15 protein-coding genes are annotated in these 22,943 nt (G+C 43.0%); 9 read left to right on the top strand and 6 right to left on the bottom strand.

Going from position 1 to position 22,943, the window contains the following annotated elements; translation table 11 throughout:
- Positions 1–128 precede the first annotated feature (128 nt).
- The 5 genes from AHMF7605_RS15285 to AHMF7605_RS15265 all read left to right on the top strand — a co-directional run bounded on the left by AHMF7605_RS15285 (position 129) and on the right by AHMF7605_RS15265 (position 9,840).
- Entirely contained in the window at positions 129–3,614 is a 3,486-nt protein-coding gene (locus tag AHMF7605_RS15285) for a ThuA domain-containing protein (RefSeq protein WP_106930746.1), read from the top strand.
- 365 nt (positions 3,615–3,979) lie between these two features.
- Complete coding sequence (locus tag AHMF7605_RS15280; RefSeq protein WP_106930744.1) at positions 3,980–5,878, top strand: 3-keto-disaccharide hydrolase; 1,899 nt, start codon at positions 3,980–3,982, stop codon at positions 5,876–5,878.
- Between the two features lie 125 nt (positions 5,879–6,003).
- On the top strand, positions 6,004–8,154 hold the full coding sequence (locus AHMF7605_RS15275; protein WP_106930742.1) for a plastocyanin/azurin family copper-binding protein: 2,151 nt from the start codon (positions 6,004–6,006) through the stop codon (positions 8,152–8,154).
- 119 nt (positions 8,155–8,273) lie between these two features.
- The gene (locus AHMF7605_RS15270) at positions 8,274–9,122 is read left to right on the top strand and encodes an alpha/beta hydrolase (RefSeq protein WP_106930740.1); all 849 of its coding nucleotides are present in this window, start codon (positions 8,274–8,276) and stop codon (positions 9,120–9,122) included.
- A gap of 109 nt (positions 9,123–9,231) precedes the next feature.
- Positions 9,232–9,840 carry a ThuA domain-containing protein gene (locus AHMF7605_RS15265; protein WP_106930738.1) on the top strand — a complete coding sequence of 203 codons (609 nt, stop codon included), beginning with the start codon at positions 9,232–9,234 and terminating at the stop codon, positions 9,838–9,840.
- Positions 9,841–10,043: 203 nt separating this feature from the next.
- Here the strand turns inward: AHMF7605_RS15265 and AHMF7605_RS15260 are convergent, their stop codons facing one another.
- The 4 genes from AHMF7605_RS15260 to AHMF7605_RS15245 all read right to left on the bottom strand — a co-directional run bounded on the left by AHMF7605_RS15260 (position 10,044) and on the right by AHMF7605_RS15245 (position 16,369).
- Positions 10,044–11,474, bottom strand: a complete 1,431-nt coding sequence (locus AHMF7605_RS15260; RefSeq protein ID WP_106930736.1) for a TolC family protein — start codon at positions 11,472–11,474, stop codon at positions 10,044–10,046.
- Complete coding sequence (locus AHMF7605_RS15255) at positions 11,467–14,667, bottom strand: efflux RND transporter permease subunit (protein WP_106930734.1); 3,201 nt, start codon at positions 14,665–14,667, stop codon at positions 11,467–11,469. The genes AHMF7605_RS15260 and AHMF7605_RS15255 overlap by 8 nt, the downstream gene beginning before the upstream one ends.
- A 25-nt stretch (positions 14,668–14,692) precedes the next feature.
- A complete protein-coding gene (locus AHMF7605_RS15250; protein ID WP_106930732.1) occupies positions 14,693–15,775 on the bottom strand; it encodes an efflux RND transporter periplasmic adaptor subunit in 1,083 nt (360 codons plus the stop codon).
- 168 nt (positions 15,776–15,943) lie between these two features.
- Complete coding sequence (locus AHMF7605_RS15245) at positions 15,944–16,369, bottom strand: hypothetical protein (RefSeq protein WP_146153595.1); 426 nt, start codon at positions 16,367–16,369, stop codon at positions 15,944–15,946.
- 614 nt (positions 16,370–16,983) lie between these two features.
- Between AHMF7605_RS15245 and AHMF7605_RS15240 the strand changes: the two genes are divergently transcribed.
- The 4 genes from AHMF7605_RS15240 to AHMF7605_RS15225 all read left to right on the top strand — a co-directional run bounded on the left by AHMF7605_RS15240 (position 16,984) and on the right by AHMF7605_RS15225 (position 21,000).
- A complete protein-coding gene (locus AHMF7605_RS15240) occupies positions 16,984–17,520 on the top strand; it encodes a hypothetical protein (protein WP_106930728.1) in 537 nt (178 codons plus the stop codon).
- 106 nt (positions 17,521–17,626) lie between these two features.
- Complete coding sequence (locus AHMF7605_RS15235) at positions 17,627–18,085, top strand: SRPBCC family protein (RefSeq protein WP_106930726.1); 459 nt, start codon at positions 17,627–17,629, stop codon at positions 18,083–18,085.
- Between the two features lie 458 nt (positions 18,086–18,543).
- Positions 18,544–20,133 carry an ABC-F family ATP-binding cassette domain-containing protein gene (locus AHMF7605_RS15230; protein WP_106930724.1) on the top strand — a complete coding sequence of 530 codons (1,590 nt, stop codon included), beginning with the start codon at positions 18,544–18,546 and terminating at the stop codon, positions 20,131–20,133.
- A gap of 78 nt (positions 20,134–20,211) precedes the next feature.
- Positions 20,212–21,000 (top strand): PhzF family phenazine biosynthesis protein, encoded by a 789-nt coding sequence (locus AHMF7605_RS15225; protein ID WP_106930722.1) that lies wholly within the window; start codon positions 20,212–20,214, stop codon positions 20,998–21,000.
- Between the two features lie 259 nt (positions 21,001–21,259).
- On the opposite strand, the gene AHMF7605_RS15220 is transcribed toward AHMF7605_RS15225, so the two are convergent.
- Positions 21,260–21,634, bottom strand: a complete 375-nt coding sequence (locus AHMF7605_RS15220; RefSeq protein ID WP_106930719.1) for a hypothetical protein — start codon at positions 21,632–21,634, stop codon at positions 21,260–21,262.
- Positions 21,635–21,900: 266 nt separating this feature from the next.
- Positions 21,901–22,893 carry a hypothetical protein gene (locus AHMF7605_RS15215; protein WP_106930717.1) on the bottom strand — a complete coding sequence of 331 codons (993 nt, stop codon included), beginning with the start codon at positions 22,891–22,893 and terminating at the stop codon, positions 21,901–21,903.
- Positions 22,894–22,943: the final 50 nt, after the last annotated feature.

Here is a 22,943-nt window from a genome sequence, read left to right as displayed (position 1 = left end):
ATTTAACTGCAATAATTCAGGTCATTCTTTTTTCGTGGTTTTATTTGAATAAAAGTACTAGCTAAAATTCCTTAAAAAATAGTACATTTAAGAATTTCAAAATTTCATCTGGAACAGCATTTATCAGCATGATCAATTTTACAACTATCCGCCGGCATTGGCTTGGCTTACTTAGTGTATTGCTTGTAAGCTTAGGATTGTATTCCTGTTTAAACGGTAAAAAGCAAACGGCAAGTCAGCTTAAACAACCAGCCCGTGTTTTAGTGTTTTCAAAAACTATGGGTTGGAAGCATACTTCTATCCCATACGCCAACAAGGCTATTTATAAAATGGGAATAGAAAATAACTGGCGGGTTGATACCACCCGTAACGCCGCTTATTTCACCGATGATAGTTTAAAACAGTATCAAGCCGTAATTTTTAACTGTACTACCGGAAACGTACTCAACCCTGAACAACAAGCCGCTTTCGAGCGCTATATTCAGGCGGGTGGTGGTTATTTGGGTATCCACTCCGCCGCAGATACTGAATACGAATGGCCCTGGTACGATAAATTAATGGGCGCCCATTTTTCCAGTCATCCGCTGCAGCCAGGTGAGCGCAAAGCCATTGTAGAAGTAACCGATAAAACCCACCTAGCTACTACCGGTTTGCCCGATAAGTGGGAACGAACCGACGAGTGGTATAATTACCGTTCTTTTTACCCGGGAATTAAAGTGTTGGCTTCACTCGACGAAAATTCTTACGAAGGTGGTACTAATGGCGCCAATCACCCAATTATTTGGTACCACGAGTTCGATGGCGGTCGAGCTTTTTATACCGGCTGTGGCCATACTCCCGAAAGTTACAGTGATCCTTTATTCTTACATCATTTACTGGGCGGTATTAAATACGCGATGGGCAATGGCAAGCCATTGGATTATACTAAATCATACGCCGTGGTAGTGCCCGAGGAAAACCGTTTTGTAAAAACCATTTTGGTAAACGACTTAGCGGTACCCATGGAACTGGCCGTAGCACCAGATGGTCGGGTGTTTTTTACGGAATTTGCGGGTAAGTTATCGGTTTACGATCCTCAAACCAAGCAGCTAAACCAGGTCCATAAATTTGAGGTAGTGCAGAAAGGCGGTACCGGTTTAATTGGTTTAACTTTAGATCCTAATTTTGCTACTAACAAACAGCTATACGTGTACTATAGCCCACCAAAAGCCGAGGAGCCGTACTTGTTTCATTTGTCCCGGTTTACTTTAAAACCCGATAATACCCTGGATGCTGGTTCGGAAAAAGTATTGTTGCAAGTGCCGGTGCAGGAAAAAAGCGGTGCCCACCACGGTGGTTCTCTGGCCTGGGATAAAGAAGGTAATTTGTATTTATCTACTGGTGATGGAACTACTCCTTTCCCGTCTTTGGGTTATGCGCCTATTGATGAAAGGCCCGAGCCGGAGCATTACAGCGAAGATGCTCAGCGTTCGGCTTCTAATACGAATGATTTTAAAGGTAAAATATTGCGCATTCATCCGGAGCCGGATGGTTCCTATACTATTCCGGAAGGAAATTTATTTGCAAAAGGAACGCCTAAAACCAAGCCCGAGATTTACGTAATGGGTTGCCGTAATCCGTACCGGATTGCTTTAAATCCAAAAACTTCGGTTTTGTACTGGGGAGAAATTGGTCCGGATGCCGGGGTAGATAGTTTGCGCGGCCCGAAAGGCTATGATGAATTTAATCAGGCCAAAAAAGCAGGTAATTATGGTTGGCCTTATTTTGTGGGTAACAGTATTGCCTATCCCGAATGGAATTTTGCCACTAAAAAAGCCGGAGCACTCTACGATGCTAAAGCTCCCATCAATAACTCTCCTAATAATACCGGGTTAAATAAATTACCTCCGGCAGTACCGGCCATGATTTGGTACCCCTACGATGCTTCCAAAGAGTTTCCGGAATTAGGCATTGGCGGCCGTAGCGCCATGGCCGGAGAATTTTACACTTACGATAAAAATTCAACTTCTAAATCTAAGTTTCCAGAGTTTTACGATGGTACTTTATTCGTGATGGACTGGATGCGCAATTGGGTAATGGCCTTACGATTTGATGCCAACGAAAATTTTGTCCGGGCTGAACCTTTTATGGCTTTAAACGGCGATTTCCGGCGACCAATTGATTTAGCTTTTGGCAAAGATGGGGTGATGTATATGCTTGAATATGGCTCGGTTTATGGCGCTGATAACGAAGACGCTCGGTTGGTAAAAATTGAATATAATACTAGTAACCGACCACCTATTGCGAAAGCGTACGCCACGGATTCTATAGCAATGGCGCAGGCCAGTGCCCGTTCTTACTTAACTTCCGACCCACGCATGGGACCAGAGTTAACGGAAGTAACCGGCCCGGCACCGCTCCGGGTAAAGTTTGCTAGCCGGGGTACCCGCGACCTGGACGATAACGATAAGTTAACCTACCAATGGCTGTTCGACGGCAAAACAGTTGGCGCTACTTCCCCTAATCCAACATACACTTACAAAGAGCCGGGTATTTACCAGACAGTTTTAAAAGTTACAGATAATTCCGGCTTATCTTCTACGGATACAATAATAGTAAAAGTAGGTAATGCGTCGCCGGAAGTAACGATTGCCACCACCGGCAACAAATCTTTTTACTGGGAGAATAAGCCTTTTACATACAACGTTCAAATAAAGGATAAAGAAGATAAAACCATTGATCCTAAAAACTTAAAAGTGTATTTCGATTACAATCCGGAACCTAGTACTTCCAACAAAGAACCAAGTGCGGGGCACCAGGTAGTTACTACCATCGAAACAAATTCGCTAGGTAAAACGCTGATTACCAATAGTGATTGTAAAGCCTGTCATACTATTGATAAAGTTTCGGTGGGACCCGCTTTTGTAGCCGTGGCAACTCGTTATAAGAAGCAAAGCGGGGCGGTAGAGCTATTAGCTAAGAAAATCATTGCGGGCGGCGGGGGTAACTGGGGAACGGAGCACGTCATGAGCGCTCACCCGCAAATTGCCGAGAAAGATGCGCAGGAAATGGTGAATTACATTTTCTCGCTCACCGATGCTAAAAAACAAAAAATTAACTTGCCGGCTAAAGGTACCGTTGCCTTAAAAGAACACAAAGAAACCGAACCGCGAGGAATGTACACTTTACTAGCTACTTACACCGATAAAGGTGGTAAAGCCGTAGGTCCGCTTACTGGCACGGAGGTAGTAACGTTGCGCAACGCCAAAGTAAGAAGCATTGATGCCGATGGGTATACCGGTTTCCGGCGGTTCGGCAACAATTTGAGTACCGGCGACCATAAGGCATTTATTTTACTCAAAAACACCGATTTAACCAATATCAAAGGGTTTACCTACGACTATTCGGCCCCGGATAAAAACGGCGAGATAGAATTGCGCATTGGTTCCTTTGCGGGTCCTGTTATTAGCCGAACAACTTTCCAGGCGAATGGTGGCGGTAAAGGGCCTAAACAAGTTACTGGCACCTTAGACAAGCCTATCACCGGTAAGCACGACTTGTATTTTATTATTGTAAAACGCGAAAAGCCTAATGATAAACTTGCCGCCTTATCGGCTATTACATTTAATGAGTAAGAAATTAGACACAAGTATCTAGATACTAGATGCTGGATGTGATTTAAGATTACCAATAACGGCTATCTAACAGTGAACCGTTCCAGGTGTAAAACCTGACGATTTTGTGTTTGAGCGCCAGTGAGTTGAAAATCGTCTTGCGTTTTTTGGGTTCTGAGGGAAGGGGCCCTCTTACTTTGTGTTAAGACAAAAAGAACAGAAATTGAGTAATGCAACAACTTAATAATAAATAAAGCTATAGCAGAGGCTATGCCAACATAATCTTATATTAACAGGCACTACTAATCCAGAATTTAGCCTTATTGTTATAAAAACAATAACTATATTTGTAAATACTAACCATTTTATTCTCTTTACTTTATCGCATGAAATTTAAAATTAATTTAAAAATCATTCTTCCTCTTTTGTGCTCCTTATGGTGGCAGTACGAAGGAACTGCCCAGACCAGTACTAATGCCGCAACTTTAACTCCCATTGCTTTAACGGACTTAAGTGCCTTTAAACCGGTAAGTAATAACTGGAAACTGGCGAAGGATGTATTTTTTGATCCAATAAAAGGGGGGAATGGCAAAACAACCGCTGGAACTGGCATTCTGGTGAACACCCCCGGCAAAAGTAACAATGGCCACTTGTTTACTACCATGGAGCACGGCGATATAGAACTGGAACTGGACTTTATGATGGCCAAAGGCTCTAATGCGGGCGTTTACCTGCAAGGCCGCTACGAGGTGCAAATGTTTGATTCCTGGGGAGAGAAAGACCCGAAATATTCGGATGCCGGTGCTATTTACCAACGCTGGGACGAAAAACGTGGCCCTGGCCGCGAAGGATACGAAGGCCATCCCCCTTTGGTAAACGTAAGCAAAGCCCCCGGACTATGGCAGCATTATAGAATTATATTCCGAGCTCCTCGTTTTAACGCCCAAGGACAAAAAATTGAAAATGCCCGCTTTGTGGAAGTGTATCAAAACGGCGTTTTGGTGCAGAAGAACATTGAAGTAACCGGCCCAACCCGGGCCGCCGCTTTCGAAGACGAAAAACCCTTAGGTCCACTTATGATTCAGGGCGACCACGGCGCGGTGGCTATCCGCAATATTAAATACCAATCATACGGCACCGAAGAAGTTAAATTAATTGACCTGAAATTAACCTCTTACGACAATATCAAAGCCTTAACCGATTTTACCACCCAGGCACCCACCGCTGAAATGGATATAGATGTGCTGGCACATCTCGCTCCCGCTACCCGCGACCAGTTTGCCGGCAAAATTACCGGTACCATTCAGGTACCAACATCCGGCGATTATAATTTTAATTTAAATCTGGCCTGGATTCCCATGGATACCAATCCAAACTACATTAACGGTGCCGGCGAATTAACCATTGGCGATAAGAAAGTATTAACCGTAACTGGTAAGACCGGAGTGGCGACTGGTACTGTAAAACTAGCGGCTGGTACATACCCGCTTACATTATTTTACTTTAAGAGCTCTTCGTACTGGTATGCTCGCCGCAACGATATTATTCTTTCGGTGAGTGGCCCGGGTGTGGCCCTGACTACTCTGAAATCTCCCTTAAAGGTGGTGGAACCAGTAGGAGCCATTACTGTAGCCGTAGAAGACGAACCAGTTATGCAACGGGGTTTTCTGGAGCATATGGGTAAAAAGAGAACGCACGTGCTATCCGTGGGTGAGCCGGGCGGCGCGAATTACGCCGTTGATGTGAGCCGGGGACAGTTTTTGCAAGTTTGGCGCGGCAATTTTCTGGAAACTACGCCAATGTGGTACGGTCGCGGCGAAACCCAATTAGAAGTTCCAATGGGCAGTGTAACTCCATTTCCGGCTAAACCTTCGCTCACTTTTTTAGCTGATCAAAATGCGGCTTGGCCGGACTCGAATGCGGCGTATAATAATTTAGGGTATGATATAAGCAAAGCCGGTCGTCCGGTTTTTAAATATACTTTAGGTAATGCCACTATTCGGGAAACTTTAGAACCAGAAGATAACGGCCGCAAATTAACGCATACTTTTACCGTAACACCCGGTCAGGAAAAACAAGCTATCTGGTGTCGGGTAGCCGAAGGCAGCACCATTACCAAACTACCAAATGGCCTTTACGCTATCGGCGATAAAGAGTATTTTGTTCAGCTAATCGACAAAGAAAAACCGGTAATCCGGAAAACTGCCCAGAACACCGAAGAAATGTTGCTACCGGTGAAAGCGAAAGAGGCAACTGGCGTAGTAAAATATGCTATTGTGTGGTAGTGTTTAGTCTATGGTCGATAAACGATAGTCCACAGTTATAAATTTCTGTGTGCAGCTTATTTTAGGTGGAACAACTCGTTAGGTTATGATTGACTGAACAGTAGTTTAAAAAGATTAAGAACATCATGAAAAGAATAAATAAAATAAACTATGTAGTCAAAGCTACCTTGGTAGCAGCGGGACTTTTATTTTTACAAAATACCGGCTGGGCGCAAACCAAGGTAAATCCAGCTACCGGCAGTAAACAACCGGCTCCGGCTCCTAAAGGCTTAACCAAAGTAGAGGCCGCTCCGGCGAAAGAAGACGATTATTATACCTTAATTTCACTGCCGGTTCCGGAAGATGTAATTCTGGAAGTAGGTGGTATGGCTACTTTACCCGATGGCAGCTTAGCAGTTTGTACCCGCCGCGGCGAAGTCTGGATAGTATCGAACCCCACTGTTTCCGGGGAGGACCGGCCTACTTACAAGCGCTTCGCGCAAGGTTTGCATGAGCCGTTAGGTCTGGCTTACAAAGACGGCGATATTTATGTAACTCAACGCAGTGAACTAACCCGTTTACGCGATGCCGACGGGGATGGCAAAGCGGATTCTTACGATAAAATATATTCCTGGCCTTTATCCGGTAATTACCACGAGTATTCCTATGGCCCTACCTTTTTGCCCAACGGCAATATGCTAGTTACCCTTAACGTAGGCTGGAGCAATAGTTTAGGCCACGGGGTGAGTTTGGTTCCTTGGCGCGGTTGGACTTTAGAAATTACTCCGGATGGTAAAATGACTCCCTTTGCGGCCGGTATGCGTTCCCCGGCTGGTTACGGTTTTAATGCGGCCGGCGACTTCTTCTATACCGAAAACCAAGGGGACTGGGTAGGTTCTGGTCGTATTTCGCACGTAGAAAAAGGTGACTTTTTAGGCAATGCAGAAAGTTTAAACTGGTCCGGTTTGCCCGGTTCACCATTAAAATTAAAACCACAGGATGTACCTAATACCGGGGAGCCTTTATACGATGTAGCCAAGCGGGTACCGGAATTAAAAGCGCCCGCTATTTGGATGCCGCACGGGATTTTTGGTATTTCTACCTCTGCCTTCTTAAATGATAACACCAACGGTAAATTCGGTCCGTTCCAGAATCAAATATTTGTGGGTGACCAGGGCCAAAGCAAAATTATGCGCGTTGACTTGGAAAAAGTAAAAGGTGAGTACCAGGGCGTTGCTTTCGGCTTTCGGGAAGGATTTTCGTCGGGTATTTTGCGGCAGGTATGGGGCCACGATGGTTCTATGTTCGTGGGTATGACCAGCCGTGGATGGTCTTCGACGGGTAAAGAATTATTCAGTCTGCAACGTTTAGTCTGGACTGGTAGAACACCTTTCGAAATGAAAACTATTCACGCCATGCCCGATGGTTTTGAAATTGAGTTTACTCAACCCGTAGATAAAGCTATAGCTGCTGCTTTAACTTCTTACAAAGTAACCGGTTTTAACTATAAATACCACGCTACCTACGGCAGTCCCGTAATCAACAACAAGGAATGTTCTATTCGGGGAGTAGTGGTTTCGCCGGACGGGATGAAAGCACGTTTGGTAGTAGATGATTTACGCTTAGGCTATATTCACGAAATTAATACCGATGGCGTTCGTTCTGCTACGGGTCAGCCCTTACTGCATAATGTAGGTTATTACACCTTAAATAATTTACCAGACGGCGAAAAGCTGAATATTGCTCGGGCAGCTGCTCCCGCTCACGACCATGCAGCCATGATGGCCTCCGCAAGTAAAGCAGCAGGTAGTACAAAAACAACCACCAAAGCCAGCGCCACCGAATCAACTTCGGCTAATACAACAGCCGGAACTAAAATGGCCAAGCGCGTAACCGAAATGCCCGCCGCTTGGAATGGTACCGCGGATTACACCATTAACATGGGCACGAAGCCCGGACTTAAATTTGAACCGTCGCAGTTTCAGGTAAAAGCCGGTAGCAAAATACGAGTGGTATTTCAGAACGACGACGACATGCTGCATAATTTTGTGGTAGTTCTGCCCGGAACAGCCATTGAAGTAGGTACCTTAGCAATGAAGTTAGGCCTGGAAGGCCAACAAAAGAATTATATTCCGTCTACAAATAAAGTGTTGTACCATACCAACCTATTGCAGCCGCAGTCCACGGAAACCATTTACTTTATTGCGCCCGAAAAACCCGGTAACTACAATTACGAATGCTCCGTACCTGGCCATTTTTACTCCATGCAAGGCACCATGAAAGTGTTACCGAAATAAGTCTGCTTATTACATTATCATAACTAAAAAGCCGGTAGATTTTAAAATTTACCGGCTTTTTATAATATATCCTTATAGTTAAATCATTTTGATGCTTATTTCTTAAATTTTATCTCCTTATGCTTACCAAATACCTGCTTTTATTTTTTACCCTGTTTACTTTTTATACTGCCCAAGCTGCTAAAGTAGATACCTTAGAAATTAACAGTGTCGCCATGAACACGAAGCTTCACGCCGGTATAGTAGTGCCTGAGAGTTATAAAAAGCAAAAGAAAACTATTTATCCGGTGCTTTATCTACTTCATGGCTACAGTGGAGATTTCCGGGATTGGTTGACCAAAGTGCCGGATAAAACGGTGTTAACAAATCTTGCGGACCAATACCAGATGATTATTGTTACTCCGGATGGGGGATTTAGCAGTTGGTACCTGGATAGCCCGTTGGATAAAACCAGTCAGTACGAAACTTTTATTACAGAAGAACTGGTGCAGGAAGTTCAAAATAAATACCGTACTCTAACTTCACGCGAAGGACGGTTTATTTCGGGTTTAAGTATGGGAGGCCACGGTGCCTTGTATTTATCGGCCCGCCACCCCGATTTATACTTAGCCGCGGCTAGTATGAGCGGAGCTTTGGATATTGCCTCTATTCAAGGTGGTGATTTAATGAAGAGTATGGAAAGTTTGCTGGGACCAAAGACACAGAATTACGAAAAATTTGTTCAGAACTCCGTGGTAAATATGGTTCCGCAGCTAAAAGCCAGTCCGGTTAAAATACTATTTGATTGTGGTGTAGATGATTTTTTGATTGAAAGTAACCGTGAATTACACCGGCGTTTAGTAATTGAAAAAGTGCCTCATGAATATATTGAACGACCTGGGGCGCATACCTGGCCTTACTGGGGCAATGCGTTGCCCTATCATATGTTGTTTTTCCAAAAAACCCGGCAAGAAGCGGCAGGTAAGTAATATTACGTTATTTATTTGCCCGGTTATTAGTGCAGAGATTGTCCTGCTTCTAATTTGGAGTTTGCTCTATTGTGCTATTCAAAATCCGTCGCACCGAAATAGTTGAAACATGTACCGGATTTTAATTTTTTTATCTTTCTTTTCCTTACTGCAAACGGTAACAAAGCCGGCTCCTAAAAAGCTTTTGCTCGTGTATGCGAAAAACGAGTCGGACCCAACTCTGTCAATTGCGCGCATTCAGGCATTACAAAAAGTAGCAAAAGAAAATAAATATACCCTGGATACTACCCAGATCAACGCTAAATTCTCCGAGCAATATTTAAAAAAATACAGTGCGCTGGTATTTATTAACCCAGCGAATAGACTTCTGAATTACCGGCAACGTACCGAATTGGAACGATACATTCAGGCGGGTGGAGGCTTGCTCCAAATAAGTTTGCCTCCACCTTCGGAAACAGACTGGCCTTGGTACACCCGGTTGCAGGAAGCTGGCTTAAAAGTGCAATATGTGAAAAGTTTTCAAGTGCCGGATAAAAATCAGTTAAAATACTGGCGTACCCCCTTCGACGGTGGATTTTACTCTCAAATTACTTTAACGGACGAAAAACAATCTTTTCCAGACAGCGAATGGTTTGAGCTTTTGCCGGATGAATGGAGCTACATTACCAACCACCCGGAACTGGATTACAGGAAAGCAACTACCAAAAAGGTTCCGTAAAATGGTAGTGTCAACAATTTATTAAATTTATTATTCACCGGAGTCTCGAGACTCAAGTTGCCATTAAGCCGTAAAGAATGGAAAAAGGTTAGAACAGAGAAATAAAAAAAGCCAGCTTACATATTTGTAAGCTGGCTTTTTTTATTTATGGAGCTGATTCTCTTTTTATAACAAACTTATTAATTAATTGGTAAGTGAAGTGTTTAATTCCAGCCGCCGCCTAATGCCCGGTAAATATCTACCATCGCATTCATTTGCTGCATTCTGGTTTCTACCAGATCAAATCTGGATTCCAAGGCATCCCGTTGGGTGAGTAATACTTCCATATAATCGGCGCGGGCCGAGCGGAAAAGGTTATTAGAAATATCAATGGATTGAGTTAGAGCCTCCACTTCCTGCGATTTTAAATTAAAGCTTTTTTCCAGATTACTGATTTTTGCCAGTTGATTAGCCACCTCCATGTTCGCGTTTAAAATAGTACGCTCATAGTTGTACACCGCCTGTATCTGTTTGGCGTTAGCGCTATTAAAAACGGATTTAATCGCATTTTTATTAACCAAGGGAGCCGCCAAATCTCCGGCAAGCGTATACAGCAACGATTCAGGTTTTAGCAAATATGTTGGATTAAATGCCTGGTAACCAATGCCCGCCGAAATACCTAATGAAGGATAAAACATGGCTTTCGCCACTTTTACATCTAACTTGGCAGCGGCCAATTCCAGTTCGGCCTGTTTAATGTCCGGCCGGTTAGATAATAACTGTGCTGGAATACCGGCCTGTATGGGTTTCGGTATTAAATTATCAAAAGCTTGGTTGTTCCTTTGAACGGGCTGCGGGTAACGGCCCACCAGAAAGTTAATTCTGTTTTCGGTTTCGGTGATTCTTTGTTGAATGTTGTACTGCAGGCTTTGGGTGTTGAGTACCTGGGCCTGAAACCGGCGGACGGCTAACTCCGTAACCCGGGTTGCTTCTTTCTGCAGTTTCACAATTTGCAGGGCATTGTTTTGAATCTCAATGTTCTGTTTTACAATCGCCAACTGATTATCGAGAGCCAATAATTCAAAGTAAGAATTAGCAATTTCGGCAATCAGGTTGGTAACCATAAAATTTTTCCCTTCCACACTAGACAGGTACCGGCTTAAGGCGGCTCTTTTGGCATTGTGCAGCTTATGCCAGATATCCACCTCCCAGGTAGCATAGGCTCCTACCATAAAATCCGGTAGTGGCTCCGGTATTTCTTTTTCCGGTTTAATGTCGGTGGTCGCTTCCATAGCGCCTATGTTGGTGTATCTGGCTACTTTATCCACGCCGGCTCCGCCTCTTAAACCAACAAAAGGTAAATACTCTCCCTTTCTGGCCCTTACTTCATTTTGGGCAATCTGAATTTCCTGTAAAGTAATATTCAACTCCTGGTTATGCTGCAGGGCAGTATCAATCAGGGCCGTCAGGTTGGGATCGGTAAAAAATTCTTTCCACTTCATTTTTGCCGTATTGGTGGTATCCTGTGAGTTGTTAAAAGTCGCAGGTACCGCCGTGTTTGCTGTTCTTTGAACCAAATTCGGCAAACTACAAGCTGTGTAGGTTAGGGAAACGAAAGCTAACCCCACCCATTTTAATATACTTTTCTTATACATGGTTTTCACTTTCTTCAACTTGGGCAACACTGTCAATGACATAAACATACTCTTCGGTTAAAGGCGTTTCGTGTTCATCTTTAATCAAATGACGGCCATCTGCCATTCGGGCGAATATGTAGTACAATCCCGGGATAATGATAACCCCGAAAATGGTTCCGAATAACATACCACCCAGAGCAGAAGCTCCAATGGTGCGGTTACCAATGGCGCCGGCACCGGTAGCACTAATCAACGGAATCAACCCGGCCACAAAGGCAAAAGAGGTCATTAAGATAGGACGGAAACGTACCTTAGCCCCTTCTATGGCAGCGTTGAGTATGGTGGCTCCTTGCTGGCGCTTCTGAACGGCAAATTCTACAATCAACACGGCATTTTTACCCAATAAACCAACCAACATAATGAGTCCGATCTGGGCATAAATGTTATTTTCCAGCCCCATTAATTTCAGCAACAAAAACGAACCAAATACTCCCACCGGCAGCGACAGCACTACCGCAAACGGAATAATAAAGCTCTCGTACTGAGCTGCCAACACAAAGTAGACAAACAGCAATACCACAATAAATACATACAGCGACTCATTCCCCCGGATGGATTCGTCGTAAGAAAGACCTTCCCAGGCAATGTCGTATCCTTTAGGTAATGTCTTAGCGGCAACCTCCTGAATGGCTTGTATGGCATCGGCCGTAGTATACCCCCCGGCCGGAAGGCCCTGAATAGCAGCTGAGTTGTACAAATTAAAACGGGTAACTTCGTTGGGGCCCTGCGTTTTTTTAAGCTTCATAAACGCCGAATAGGGCACCATATCGCCGTGGTCATTTTTAACAAAAAGGTTTAAAAGGTCAGTCGGGAGCCTTCTGAATTTAGGATCGGACTGCACGTACACTTTGAAAAACTGGTTAAATTTAATAAACCCTTGTTCGTAGGTACTACCAATTAAAATATTAAGGTTTTCCATCGCTTTGCCGATAGATACTCCTTTTTGCATCGCCAGATTATTGTCAATCTCTAAATCGTATTGCGGATAATTAGCGGCGAAAAAGGTGAACAAGCCCGTAAGCTCTGGCCGCTTGCGCAGATTATCCATGAATTGTTGATTTATTTTATCAAACTCGTGGTAGTCGGTATCGGTATTTTTATCCAGTAAACGCATAGAAAAACCGCCGGAAGAACCAAAACCCGGGATGGCTGGTGGTTCAAAGAATTCTACCACAGCCCCCAGGCCTTTCGATTTCTCCTCTAATTCTTCCATGATTTCTTTCACGGTATGTTTCCGATCCGACCAGCTTTTCAGGTTAATCAGACAAGTACCGGCATTGGATCCCCGTCCTTCGGTCATAATCTCGTAACCGGCCAAAGAAGATACCGATTCTACCCCATCAATTTCTTCGCAGATTTTCTGCAGTCTTTGCGACACCTGGTTGGTTTTTTCGAGGGTAGAACCGGGTGGGGTCTGGATAATGGCATAGATAGTTCCTTGGTCTTCATTCGGAATAAATCCTGCCGGTAAAATTTTATTCTCGTAGAATATTCCTACTCCAAATGCCAGTAAAATACCGAAAGTAAGCCATCTTCTGCTCACGATTGATCTTAAAAGGTTCACGTACCTTCCGGTAAGTCTTTCAAACCAACTATTAAAACCATCAAGCGCTCTGGATAGTAGGTTCGTCTTTTTGGGTTTACCATGGTTATTTTTTAATAACATGGCGCACAATACCGGGGTAAGCGTAAGCGCGATCACGGCTGAAATAACAATGGAACTGGCCATAGTAATAGAGAACTGCCGGTAGAATATACCCACCGGGCCGGTCATGAATACCAACGGCACAAATACCGCCGTCATAACCAATGTAATGGCGATAATAGCACCCCCAATTTCCCGCAGTACTTCTACGGTAGCTTTATAAGGCGAAAGATGCTTTTCTTCCATTTTGGCGTGTACCGCCTCCACTACCACAATCGCATTATCTACTACGATACCAATGGCCAGTACCAGCGCGAATAAAGTAATCAGGTTGATAGATAGCCCAAAAAACTGAATAACAAAAAACGCCCCGATTAAGGATACCGGCACCGCCAGAATCGGGATTAGGGTAGAGCGCCAATCGCCCAGGAATATAAAAACTACAATGGCCACCAAAATAAACGCATCGCGCAACGTATCAATTACCTGCTCGATAGATGCATCCAGAAATTGAGAAACGTCATAGCTAATTTTATAATCCATGCCCGGAGGAAAGGAAGTTTTCATGTCCTCCAGCTTGGCTTTTACTTCGGCAATTACATCGCTGGCATTACTGCCGTAGTTCTGCTTTAACACAATAGCGGCCGAAGGTTGGCCATCGAGGTTAGAATAAATATCAAAAAACTCACTTCCCAGCTCTACCGTGGCAATATCCTTTAGGTGGATGCTTTCCCCTTCGGCATTGGCCCGGATAATAATACTTTCATACTCTTCCGGTTTGTTGTACCGGCCTTTGTAGGTGAGCACATATTCCAGGGACTGAGCAGCTATACCGGAGCTTTGGCCTAACCGGCCCGGACGCCCGATAATACTTTGCTCGCCTAAAGCCTCCATTACTTCTTCCACCGATATTTTATAGGCCCGCATCCGGTCCGGGTTTAGCCAAACGCGCATGGCGTACCGGCGGCTACCCAATATTTGGGCCCGGGCTACCCCTTTGGTCCGCTGTATTTCCGGGATCATTTTAACGGTAGCGTAGTTGAATAAGAATTTTTCGTCTATACTCTTGGTCTTGGAATAGAGGTTAACGTACATCAACATACTCGGCTGGATGGGGGTAATCACCACCCCTTCCCGTTGTACTAATTCGGGCAAGAGCGGCATTACCTGGTCCACCCTGGTCTTGACTCGAATAACCGCATCGTTGGGGTTAGTTCCCGGTTCAAAAATGATGCGGAGAGTAGCTTCACCGGCACTGGTGGCATCCGTCGCAATATACCGCATACCTTCTACCCCGTTAATAGCCTGTTCCAGGGTAATCAGTGTAGATTTTACCAGTACATCGGCACTGGATCCGGGGTAAGCAATAAAGATATTGACGGTGGTGGGAGCAATATCCGGAAATTGGGAAATAGGTAATTGCTTGATAGCCAAGCCACCCACAAAAACAATAATGACCGATATTATAATCGCAAATACGGGTCTATGTATGAACTTACTAAACATGTCTTCTGCTTTTTAGGATAATTTATTATTCCGCATATAACTCTAATTGCGATAGGGCAGCCTGAGGCTCTACGAATTTGGTTTCTATTTTTTCGTTCTCCCGAACCAGGCGTAAACCTTCCAATAAGATTTTATCCGTTTCTGCCAGACCCTTCTGAACCACATAAATGTGCGGCAATTCTGCCGCAGTGGTAATTTCCCTTGACCGGATCACGTTGTTTTTATCTAAAACATACACATACTTTTTCTCCAGAACTTCGAAAGTGGCTTTTTGCGGAATTAACAACGCATTTTTCATTGGCACCGCCATTATTACATTACCTGTTTCGCCGTGCCGTAACAGGCCTTTGGGGTTGGGGAAGGTGGCCCGGAAAGCAATATTCCCAGTTTCGTTATTAAAATCTGCTTCAATAGTTTGCACTTCGCCCGGATATTCAAACACCTGCTGATTGGCCATTTGGAGCTTTACCTTCGTGATGTTATTCTTTTTCTGGGTGGTTTTATAATCCAGGTACTCGGCTTCCGGTACATTAAAATATACCCACATTTTACTGTTGTCGGATAAAGTGGTAAGCAAATCGCCCTCGTCTACCAAACTACCCAGTCTCACCTGGAAATGGTCCATGATACCATCAAAAGGAGCTTTAATTTGCGTAAATCCTAAATGAACCTGGGCTAAAGATACTTCCGCTTTGGCTTTGTTTAATTTAGCTTTCGCCATAGCGAGTTCATTGGGAGCCACTATATTGCTTTGGGCCAGCTTACTGGTGTTTTGGTATTCGATTTCCGCGAAACTGGCTTCTGCCTGGGCTTTCTGCAGTTCCGCCTGGTACATAACCGGCATAATTTGGAACATGAGCTGCCCTTTTTTTACCGACTGGCCTTCGTCTACAAAAATCTTCTGTAAGTAGCCCTTTTCCAAAGCTCTTATTTCAATGTGACTGATGGCGCGGATTTGACTGACGTATTCCTTAGTGATTAAGGTATCTTTTTTTAGAGGGCTGGTAACTAAAAATTTAGTTTTCTCTTCTTTTTCTTCCTTTTTTGATTCACAACTTGTATGACAGAATAAGGCACACAAGCTCAAGAGCATGAGAATTCTCTTCATGATAATTTAGATTTTTAAACGAAAGGTTTGATTAATACTATTTTAGAGTTATGCAACACAATACACATGCATATTCTCTTTAGCTTAATGCTAGAATATTTGATAATAAAAATAATAGGATTAGAAAAGGTTAGGCAATTTGGATTTGCCTACAGGAGAAATTTAAGATCATATCCGGATAACCCGGAATAGGAGATACCACTTATAAGCAGAGAAATAAATAGAATGCTTACAGGACGGTAAGTGGTTTTTTAGGAAGAGGCCGGAATAGCCGAATGCCAGGGTGTAAAAAAGAGTGGTAAAGTAGTTACTGTTCGCTAAAAACTTTTTGAGAGAAGTCCATTCATGTTTCTCTTCCTCAATTTCCGAAGCAACTAATTTACAGTTTTCGTTTTCGGTACCGGAAAAGGTAGCTTTAATGATTTTCGTCTGGCTATTTTGCACGGTGCCAAAACTGGCATGCTCAGACTTTAGCAGGGTTCTTTTAGAAGAATGGCAAATACACTCCTGAAAGGTATGGGCATACAACTGACCATATACGCTCAACAAGAGTATACCCAGGCTTAGGAGATATTTAAGTACTGCCTTTGTCATTCTAGTTGCAAAACTACACTAAGATAATTATACAGACAAGTAATTCAACATTTAATAACTAATATATTATTAAAAATTTTATCTGCTCACGCCCAAAACGTTACAACATTACCAACCAACTTATTAAAGAACTTAAATTTTTTTAATAGAACCAATCAGGCCATCCGTTAAAAAGACCTAAGGTGATAAAATGCCAGAAATTTATGGAGGTTTAAGAAACGGAAAATAATCTCTAAATCCATTACTGGTTAGGCCAAATGCAGGCTTACTACTTAAATTGAAAATAGCACCTTTCATAAACTTTACGGTTAACTGATAGTAATGAAATTTTACAACCTCAACCTTGCCACTGAAAAATTGTTACCGCAGCAGCGTTTATAACAGTTTGTGATTTCAATGAAATAAGTGGGAAATCTAGTTGCCTGGTTTACCCCGCTGAAGGAAACATAAAGACTAAGCTATTTAATTAATTGTTTTCTGAAAAAGAGGAACCGTGTTGTACTCGGGTAGTATTCGGCTCAAAGGTATAATTAGTAAGTTTTTACTAATATATTGGTGATATATACGTCATAATGACGGATACAAACAAGTTAGCTACCATATTGAATTAGATAATGGATGATAAAGAAGAAAGAAAAGAACGGGTTAAGCTTTTGAGGCGTCAACAAGAAAGGAAGAATCAACTTCCGTCCCTTCTACAACAGACTTCAATTATAGCCAACAAAGATTTAACAGAAAATAATGTTCTGACGCTGGAAGAAATCGATAACCACAGAATATCAATAAACAGCACTGACTTTGACTTTAATTACCTTAATATTAGCTTCCCGCAGCAAAAAGCGGATGAGCTATTTAAGATTTTGCAGGTTTTTGCCAAAGATTTAGAAGAAGAAAACTATTTAATACTGTCAAAATGGTCAGACATAGCAGTATTGAGGGTGAAGACGGACTTCGTTCTAATGAACTTCCAGAAGTTAATCGACTTGGACGGGGATAGCATTTACCTTTACCTTCTTGACTATAGTAGCGGGTTTTACATAGATTTATATACGGAATGGTGGTATCTGGACGGAAAGGCAGAAAGAAGGCCAATCCTAGTGTTGAGAGTCTTTGGCAAACAATGGATAAAAAGGATTGCAGAAGCACTATAAAAATACGATAGCTAACATTGTATAAACGTCACCCTTCGGCCAACAGCCTGGCACGTTGTTTATACGAGGCCATAAGCAAAAGAAATTAGCAAACTAAATAGAACAAATGATTGCATCACCAAAACCTGACCAAGAAATAGTTACTGTAAGAGCTTTAGACTTTCCTAAAGAGAGAGTTTACACGGCTTGGTCCAATCCTGACCAACTGAAAGTTTGGTGGGGACCCAACGGTTTTTCAAACACTTTTGAAATATTTGATTTTCGGCCGGGAGGTCGCTGGAAGTTTGTCATGCATGGTCCGGAAAAAGGCAACTATAAAAATGAATGTGAATTTATTCAAATAGATGAACCAAATTTAATATACTGGAAACGGCTCACACAACCACTTTTCCACGTTGGTGCAACCTTCGAAGAAATGGAAAGTGAAAGGACCAGAGTAACCTTTCGAATGATCTTCGATTCAGTGGAAGAGTGTAACAAGATCAAACGTTTTGCTCTTGAAAAAAACGAAGAGAATTTTGATAAACTGAATAATCTTTTAAAAACGTTATATCCGGGCAAATAACTACACCAGCCGCCAAACAAGGCATAAATAACAGCTTTCGGCCTTCCCCGTTGTATAGCCGTAGCTGGTTAGCGTCTGAGTAAATGGAATAAGACCAAAAGGCATTAAGGAGTAGCCTTATGTGATTTTCGAATGACTCATTTATTCAGGACCGGCGGATTGCTCCCCAACGCTATAAGCAAAATGTTGCTGGTAATACCTAACAAGTATTTAGTTCCGACAGCATTTTTTTATTTTTTAAACGCTTGCTGTTCTGGCTTAATAACGTTTATTGAGTATATGCTACTTGCTCGGTTAACTTGTCCACTTCTGAATAGTTAGTTTTTTAAATTTTCTTAAATTTGCCGGCATAAGCCTGATACACTTCTTTATGTGAGATAAAATTTCTTTCCGGAAAAATAGATAGGGCAACCGCTTGAAGGTTGGCTGGATTACTCAATTTTTTAAAGGAAGAAATAATGCTTACTATTCAAAACCTCATTTATAGTCATCCGAATAAAGATTTATTGTTCGATAACATAAATCTTACCTTAAATAAACCCGAGAAAGCCGCCTTAATTGGGAATAACGGGGCGGGTAAATCTACCTTACTAAAAATTATTGCGGGAGTTTTACTCCCTTCCGGCGGCACAGTGCAAACCGGCGCCATGCCGTATTACGTTCCCCAGCTTCTCGGGCAATATAATTACCTTACAGTTGCTCAGGCGCTGCAGATAGAAGAAAAGCTAAACGCTTTTTACCAGATTCTGGCGGGAAATATAACCGAAACCAACCTGACCTTATTAAACGACGACTGGAACCTGGAAGAACGTTGCAACGAAGCCTTGGCTTATTGGGGTCTGACCCATTTAAATTTAAACCAGGCCCTGCATACCCTGAGCGGCGGGCAAAAAACCAAGGTTTTCCTGGCCGGTATTTCCATTCATCAACCCGAACTGGTTTTACTCGACGAACCCAGTAACCACCTGGATACCGCCGGACGGAGCTTATTGTATCAATTTATTCGATCCAGCTCCAGCACCATGCTGGTAGTGAGCCACGACCGGAAATTGCTGAACCTGCTCGGTATGGTATTAGAATTAAGCAAACGCGGCATAACCCTGTACGGGGGCAATTACAGTTTTTACGCCGAACAGAAAGCCACTGAAAGCGAGTCTCTGAACCAAGAAGTACGCAGCAAAGAAAAAGCTTTGCGCAAAGCCAAAGAGCTGGAACGGAAAACCGCCGAACAAGAACAAAAACTGGACGTTCGGGGCAAGAAAAAGCAGGAAAAAGCCGGTATGCCCAAAATCATGATGAACATCATGAAAAACAACGCGGAAAACAGCACGTCGCGGCTAAAAGGAATTCACGCGGAAAAAGTGGGAGCTATTTCGCAGGAATTGCACGAGCTGCGCCAAAAATTGCCCGATACCGACAAAATAAAATTCGGCTTTGATCAATCTGGCCTGCACAAAGGCAAAATTCTATTTAGTGCCCGGGAAATTAACTACAGCTATGGGCAAGCAAAGCTTTGGCCGGAAGCCTTAACTTTTCAGATTACCAGCGGGGAGCGCATTGCTCTTAAAGGCATGAACGGCTCCGGCAAAACTACGTTAATCCGGATTGTTTTAGGGGAAATCGAACCCCAAACCGGTACCGTGCAAAGAGCCGACAATAAAGCAGTGCACATCGATCAGGATTATTCCCTGATTAACAACCAATTAAAAATTTACGAGCAGGCCCAGCAATTTAATTCCTCGGGCTTACAGGAGCACGAAATAAAAGTACGGCTTAACCGCTTTTTGTTTACCAAAGATGATTGGGAAAAGTATGGCCGGGACCTAAGCGGCGGGGAGAAAATGCGCCTTATGCTGTGCTGCCTCACCATCAGTAATAAAGCCCCGGACATAATTGTGCTGGACGAGCCCACCAATAATTTAGATATTCAAAACACTAAAATTTTAACCGCCGCCATTAACGATTATCAGGGAACCTTGCTGGTAGTATCGCACGACGAATATTTTCTGGAACAGATAAACGCAGAGAGATGGATTCATTTAGGATAATTTTATATTTGCTCTTTCCTGAATTTAATTTTTTAGCAGAAAAGTTTAGTCATTCATTCTAATACATAAAAGCAAGCAATGAAACAGAAAATATATCAGGTAGATGCGTTTACCGACAAAGTTTTTTCGGGAAATCCGGCGGCAGTTTGCCCCTTGGAAGAATGGCTGAGCGACGAATTAATGCAGAAAATTGCGAACGAAAATAATCTGGCCGAAACGGCCTTTTACGTGAAGCAAGATGGGGAGTACCACCTCCGGTGGTTCACGCCAACCGTGGAAGTAGACCTGTGCGGGCATGCTACTTTAGCGACGGCTTATGTTTTATTTCACCACGAAAATCACCCGGGAGATATAGTACACTTTTATTCTCCTCGCAGCGGACCTTTATCAGTTACCCGAAACGGGGAAGTACTCACCTTAAATTTTCCGACCGATTTAGTAGCGCCAATAGAATTAACGGAAGAAATAACCGCCGGCTTTGATCTTAAACCCAGCTTCGCTTTTAAAGGGAAAACTGATTATTTACTCGTGTTCGATACCGAAGAGCAAATAAGGAACATCACTCCTCAGCTGGGGGCAATTTCTAAATTAAACGCCCGGGGTGTAATTATCACGGCTAAAGGTAATGAAGTTGATTTTGTGTCCCGATTTTTTGGTCCGCAATCGGGAATAAACGAAGATCCGGTAACCGGTTCGGCGCATACCACTTTAACGCCCTATTGGGCCGGAGAATTGGGCAAATCAGAATTAACGGCCATTCAGCTATCCGAGCGCAAAGGTTATTTGCAATGCAAACATTTAAACGACCGCGTTGAAATTAGTGGCCAGGCAAAATTGTATTTACAGGGAGAAATTTACCTGGAGTAAAAAATACTCTGTTTCCGGCTAAACTTAAACAGAAAGCAAGTGCTGTAATTTAAAAGCATTCTGTTCCGGTACGTTTTCCAATAGCCGCCAGTAACAGTTACCCTATACCTTGCGGTGTTAACCGGGCTACTTCCGGTAACCTGTATCAGGCACAAGTCATTGGTGACTATTAGAGGAACCTCCTGTTTTTAATTCCTGCTTAGCTAAATGGATAAACGGAAAGAATGGAGTTTATACAAATAAAAGTATCTGTACGTGACTAGTGCGTAGAAGAATTGGCTAGCTGCAGGTTACGTAGAGCAAGGCCTTCGTTAATAGCTAGTACTTCAGCCGTATCATGATCTTTATCCGAGTCTGCCCGGCGTTCTCCGTTAATACCCACACAAGCTTCCCAGGTCTGCGATTTAACGTCGAACTTAGTGTAGGCTCTAATACCGGAATCCCGCAAATAAGCCCGGTATACTCCGGATTGCAGCAGGTAAGGCAGGGCGTAAAACCAATCACTAATAGATTCCATCCACTTTAAGTTACCCGGGTTTTTCCATTCGAACTGGTAAGTTGTTCCAAGCCAGGCCCGGAAATCTAATTTCACCGGGTCGGGTAAGACTACAGACGGAGGGATCTGCTGACCCATGGCTCTTAAACAATTTAGTAATTATACAGCAATCCGTATAGCATCTTTCTTGATAGTACAAATCGTAGTAAATGCGACTTCGTTAAATATAAGCATTTATTTGCTCTAGTAAAAGTAATAGTAAGTTTTACGAAATCAAGAAAAGTTAAGGGCTTACCGATAAGTAATTATAATACTATTAAGGTTTATATAAAGAGTAAGGTTTGCTATTTTTTAGAGCACTGCCATACGTAAGGCTGGGTAACAGCTGCAGAAAACCACGGGTTTTATTTAAGATGGTATTCTTCTTTTAATAAAGTCATGGTTTCTTTAATTTTCTTGAGGGCCGGATCATTCATGGTTATTTCCTGAATTTTTAACAACGACCGGAAACTTCCCATAATATTGGCCAGTTCCTGGTCGGTTTGCTTGCTCCGATTTAGGATTACGGGGTGCGTGGTAATCAAGGAATCATTAAACGGATCATAATCCTGAATGCGGATATGCTTTAAATAAAAGGGATTAATGTATTCGGTGAAATAAGCAAGAGAGGCTTCGGTTAATCGGTTGCAACGGGGCAGTAAAACATCGTAGTAATTTTGCAGGCTGGCGGTTAAGGCGGGGTTTTTAATGTAGCGCAAAGAGCCGGACGATTTCATTTGGTTATACGTGGTGGTAGTAACCGGTAAGTCGTAAGCGAATGTAATGGGGAGTAAGGTTTCCAGAATTTCTTTATCTGTAGCATCGGGTTTCTGGGTAAGCAGGCGCAGCAATTGGTCATGGCCGGCTTGCTTCGATTGCAAATCTTTTTCCCGGGTTTCAAAAAATAAAGAATCTAAGCGCAAATCGGCCAATAATTGTTTCGAAAATTGCGTGGCCCGTTTATTTTCAATGTAGTGTTCTCTCTGATTTTCTACAAAAAAGCCAGCGGTAACAGCCAGGAAAAGCATTAAAAATTCAAACAAATAATCTTTCCATTTTTTATCGTGATGGATATGGTGGGAATGATGCGCATCCATATAATTATCCGGTTTAGGAGGGGTAGTTTCCTGTGGCGTATTTTCTGGTTTTAGAGCAGTTGAATTTTGTTCAGGAGTAGTGGCTGTTGTAGATAAATCAAGAGAAGTAGAAAGTTCGGGGGGAGGCTGATATTTTTCCGTTGAAGGAGGGAGAGTAAGGTTTTTATCCGGATTTTCCCCTTTGGCTGGCTCTTCTGTACTATCAGGGAGAGAGGTTGGATTTGGCGCTTGTTCCTTTGCAGTGTTGTTTTCTTTCGTCATCTTTTAACCCGATTTCAATAAGTCATTTATAAATTAGTATCACGCTATTA

Origin of the sequence: Adhaeribacter arboris (genome assembly GCF_003023845.1) — a bacterium.
Classification (GTDB): domain Bacteria; phylum Bacteroidota; class Bacteroidia; order Cytophagales; family Hymenobacteraceae; genus Adhaeribacter; species Adhaeribacter arboris.
This window is presented reverse-complemented; position numbering and strand designations above follow the sequence as displayed.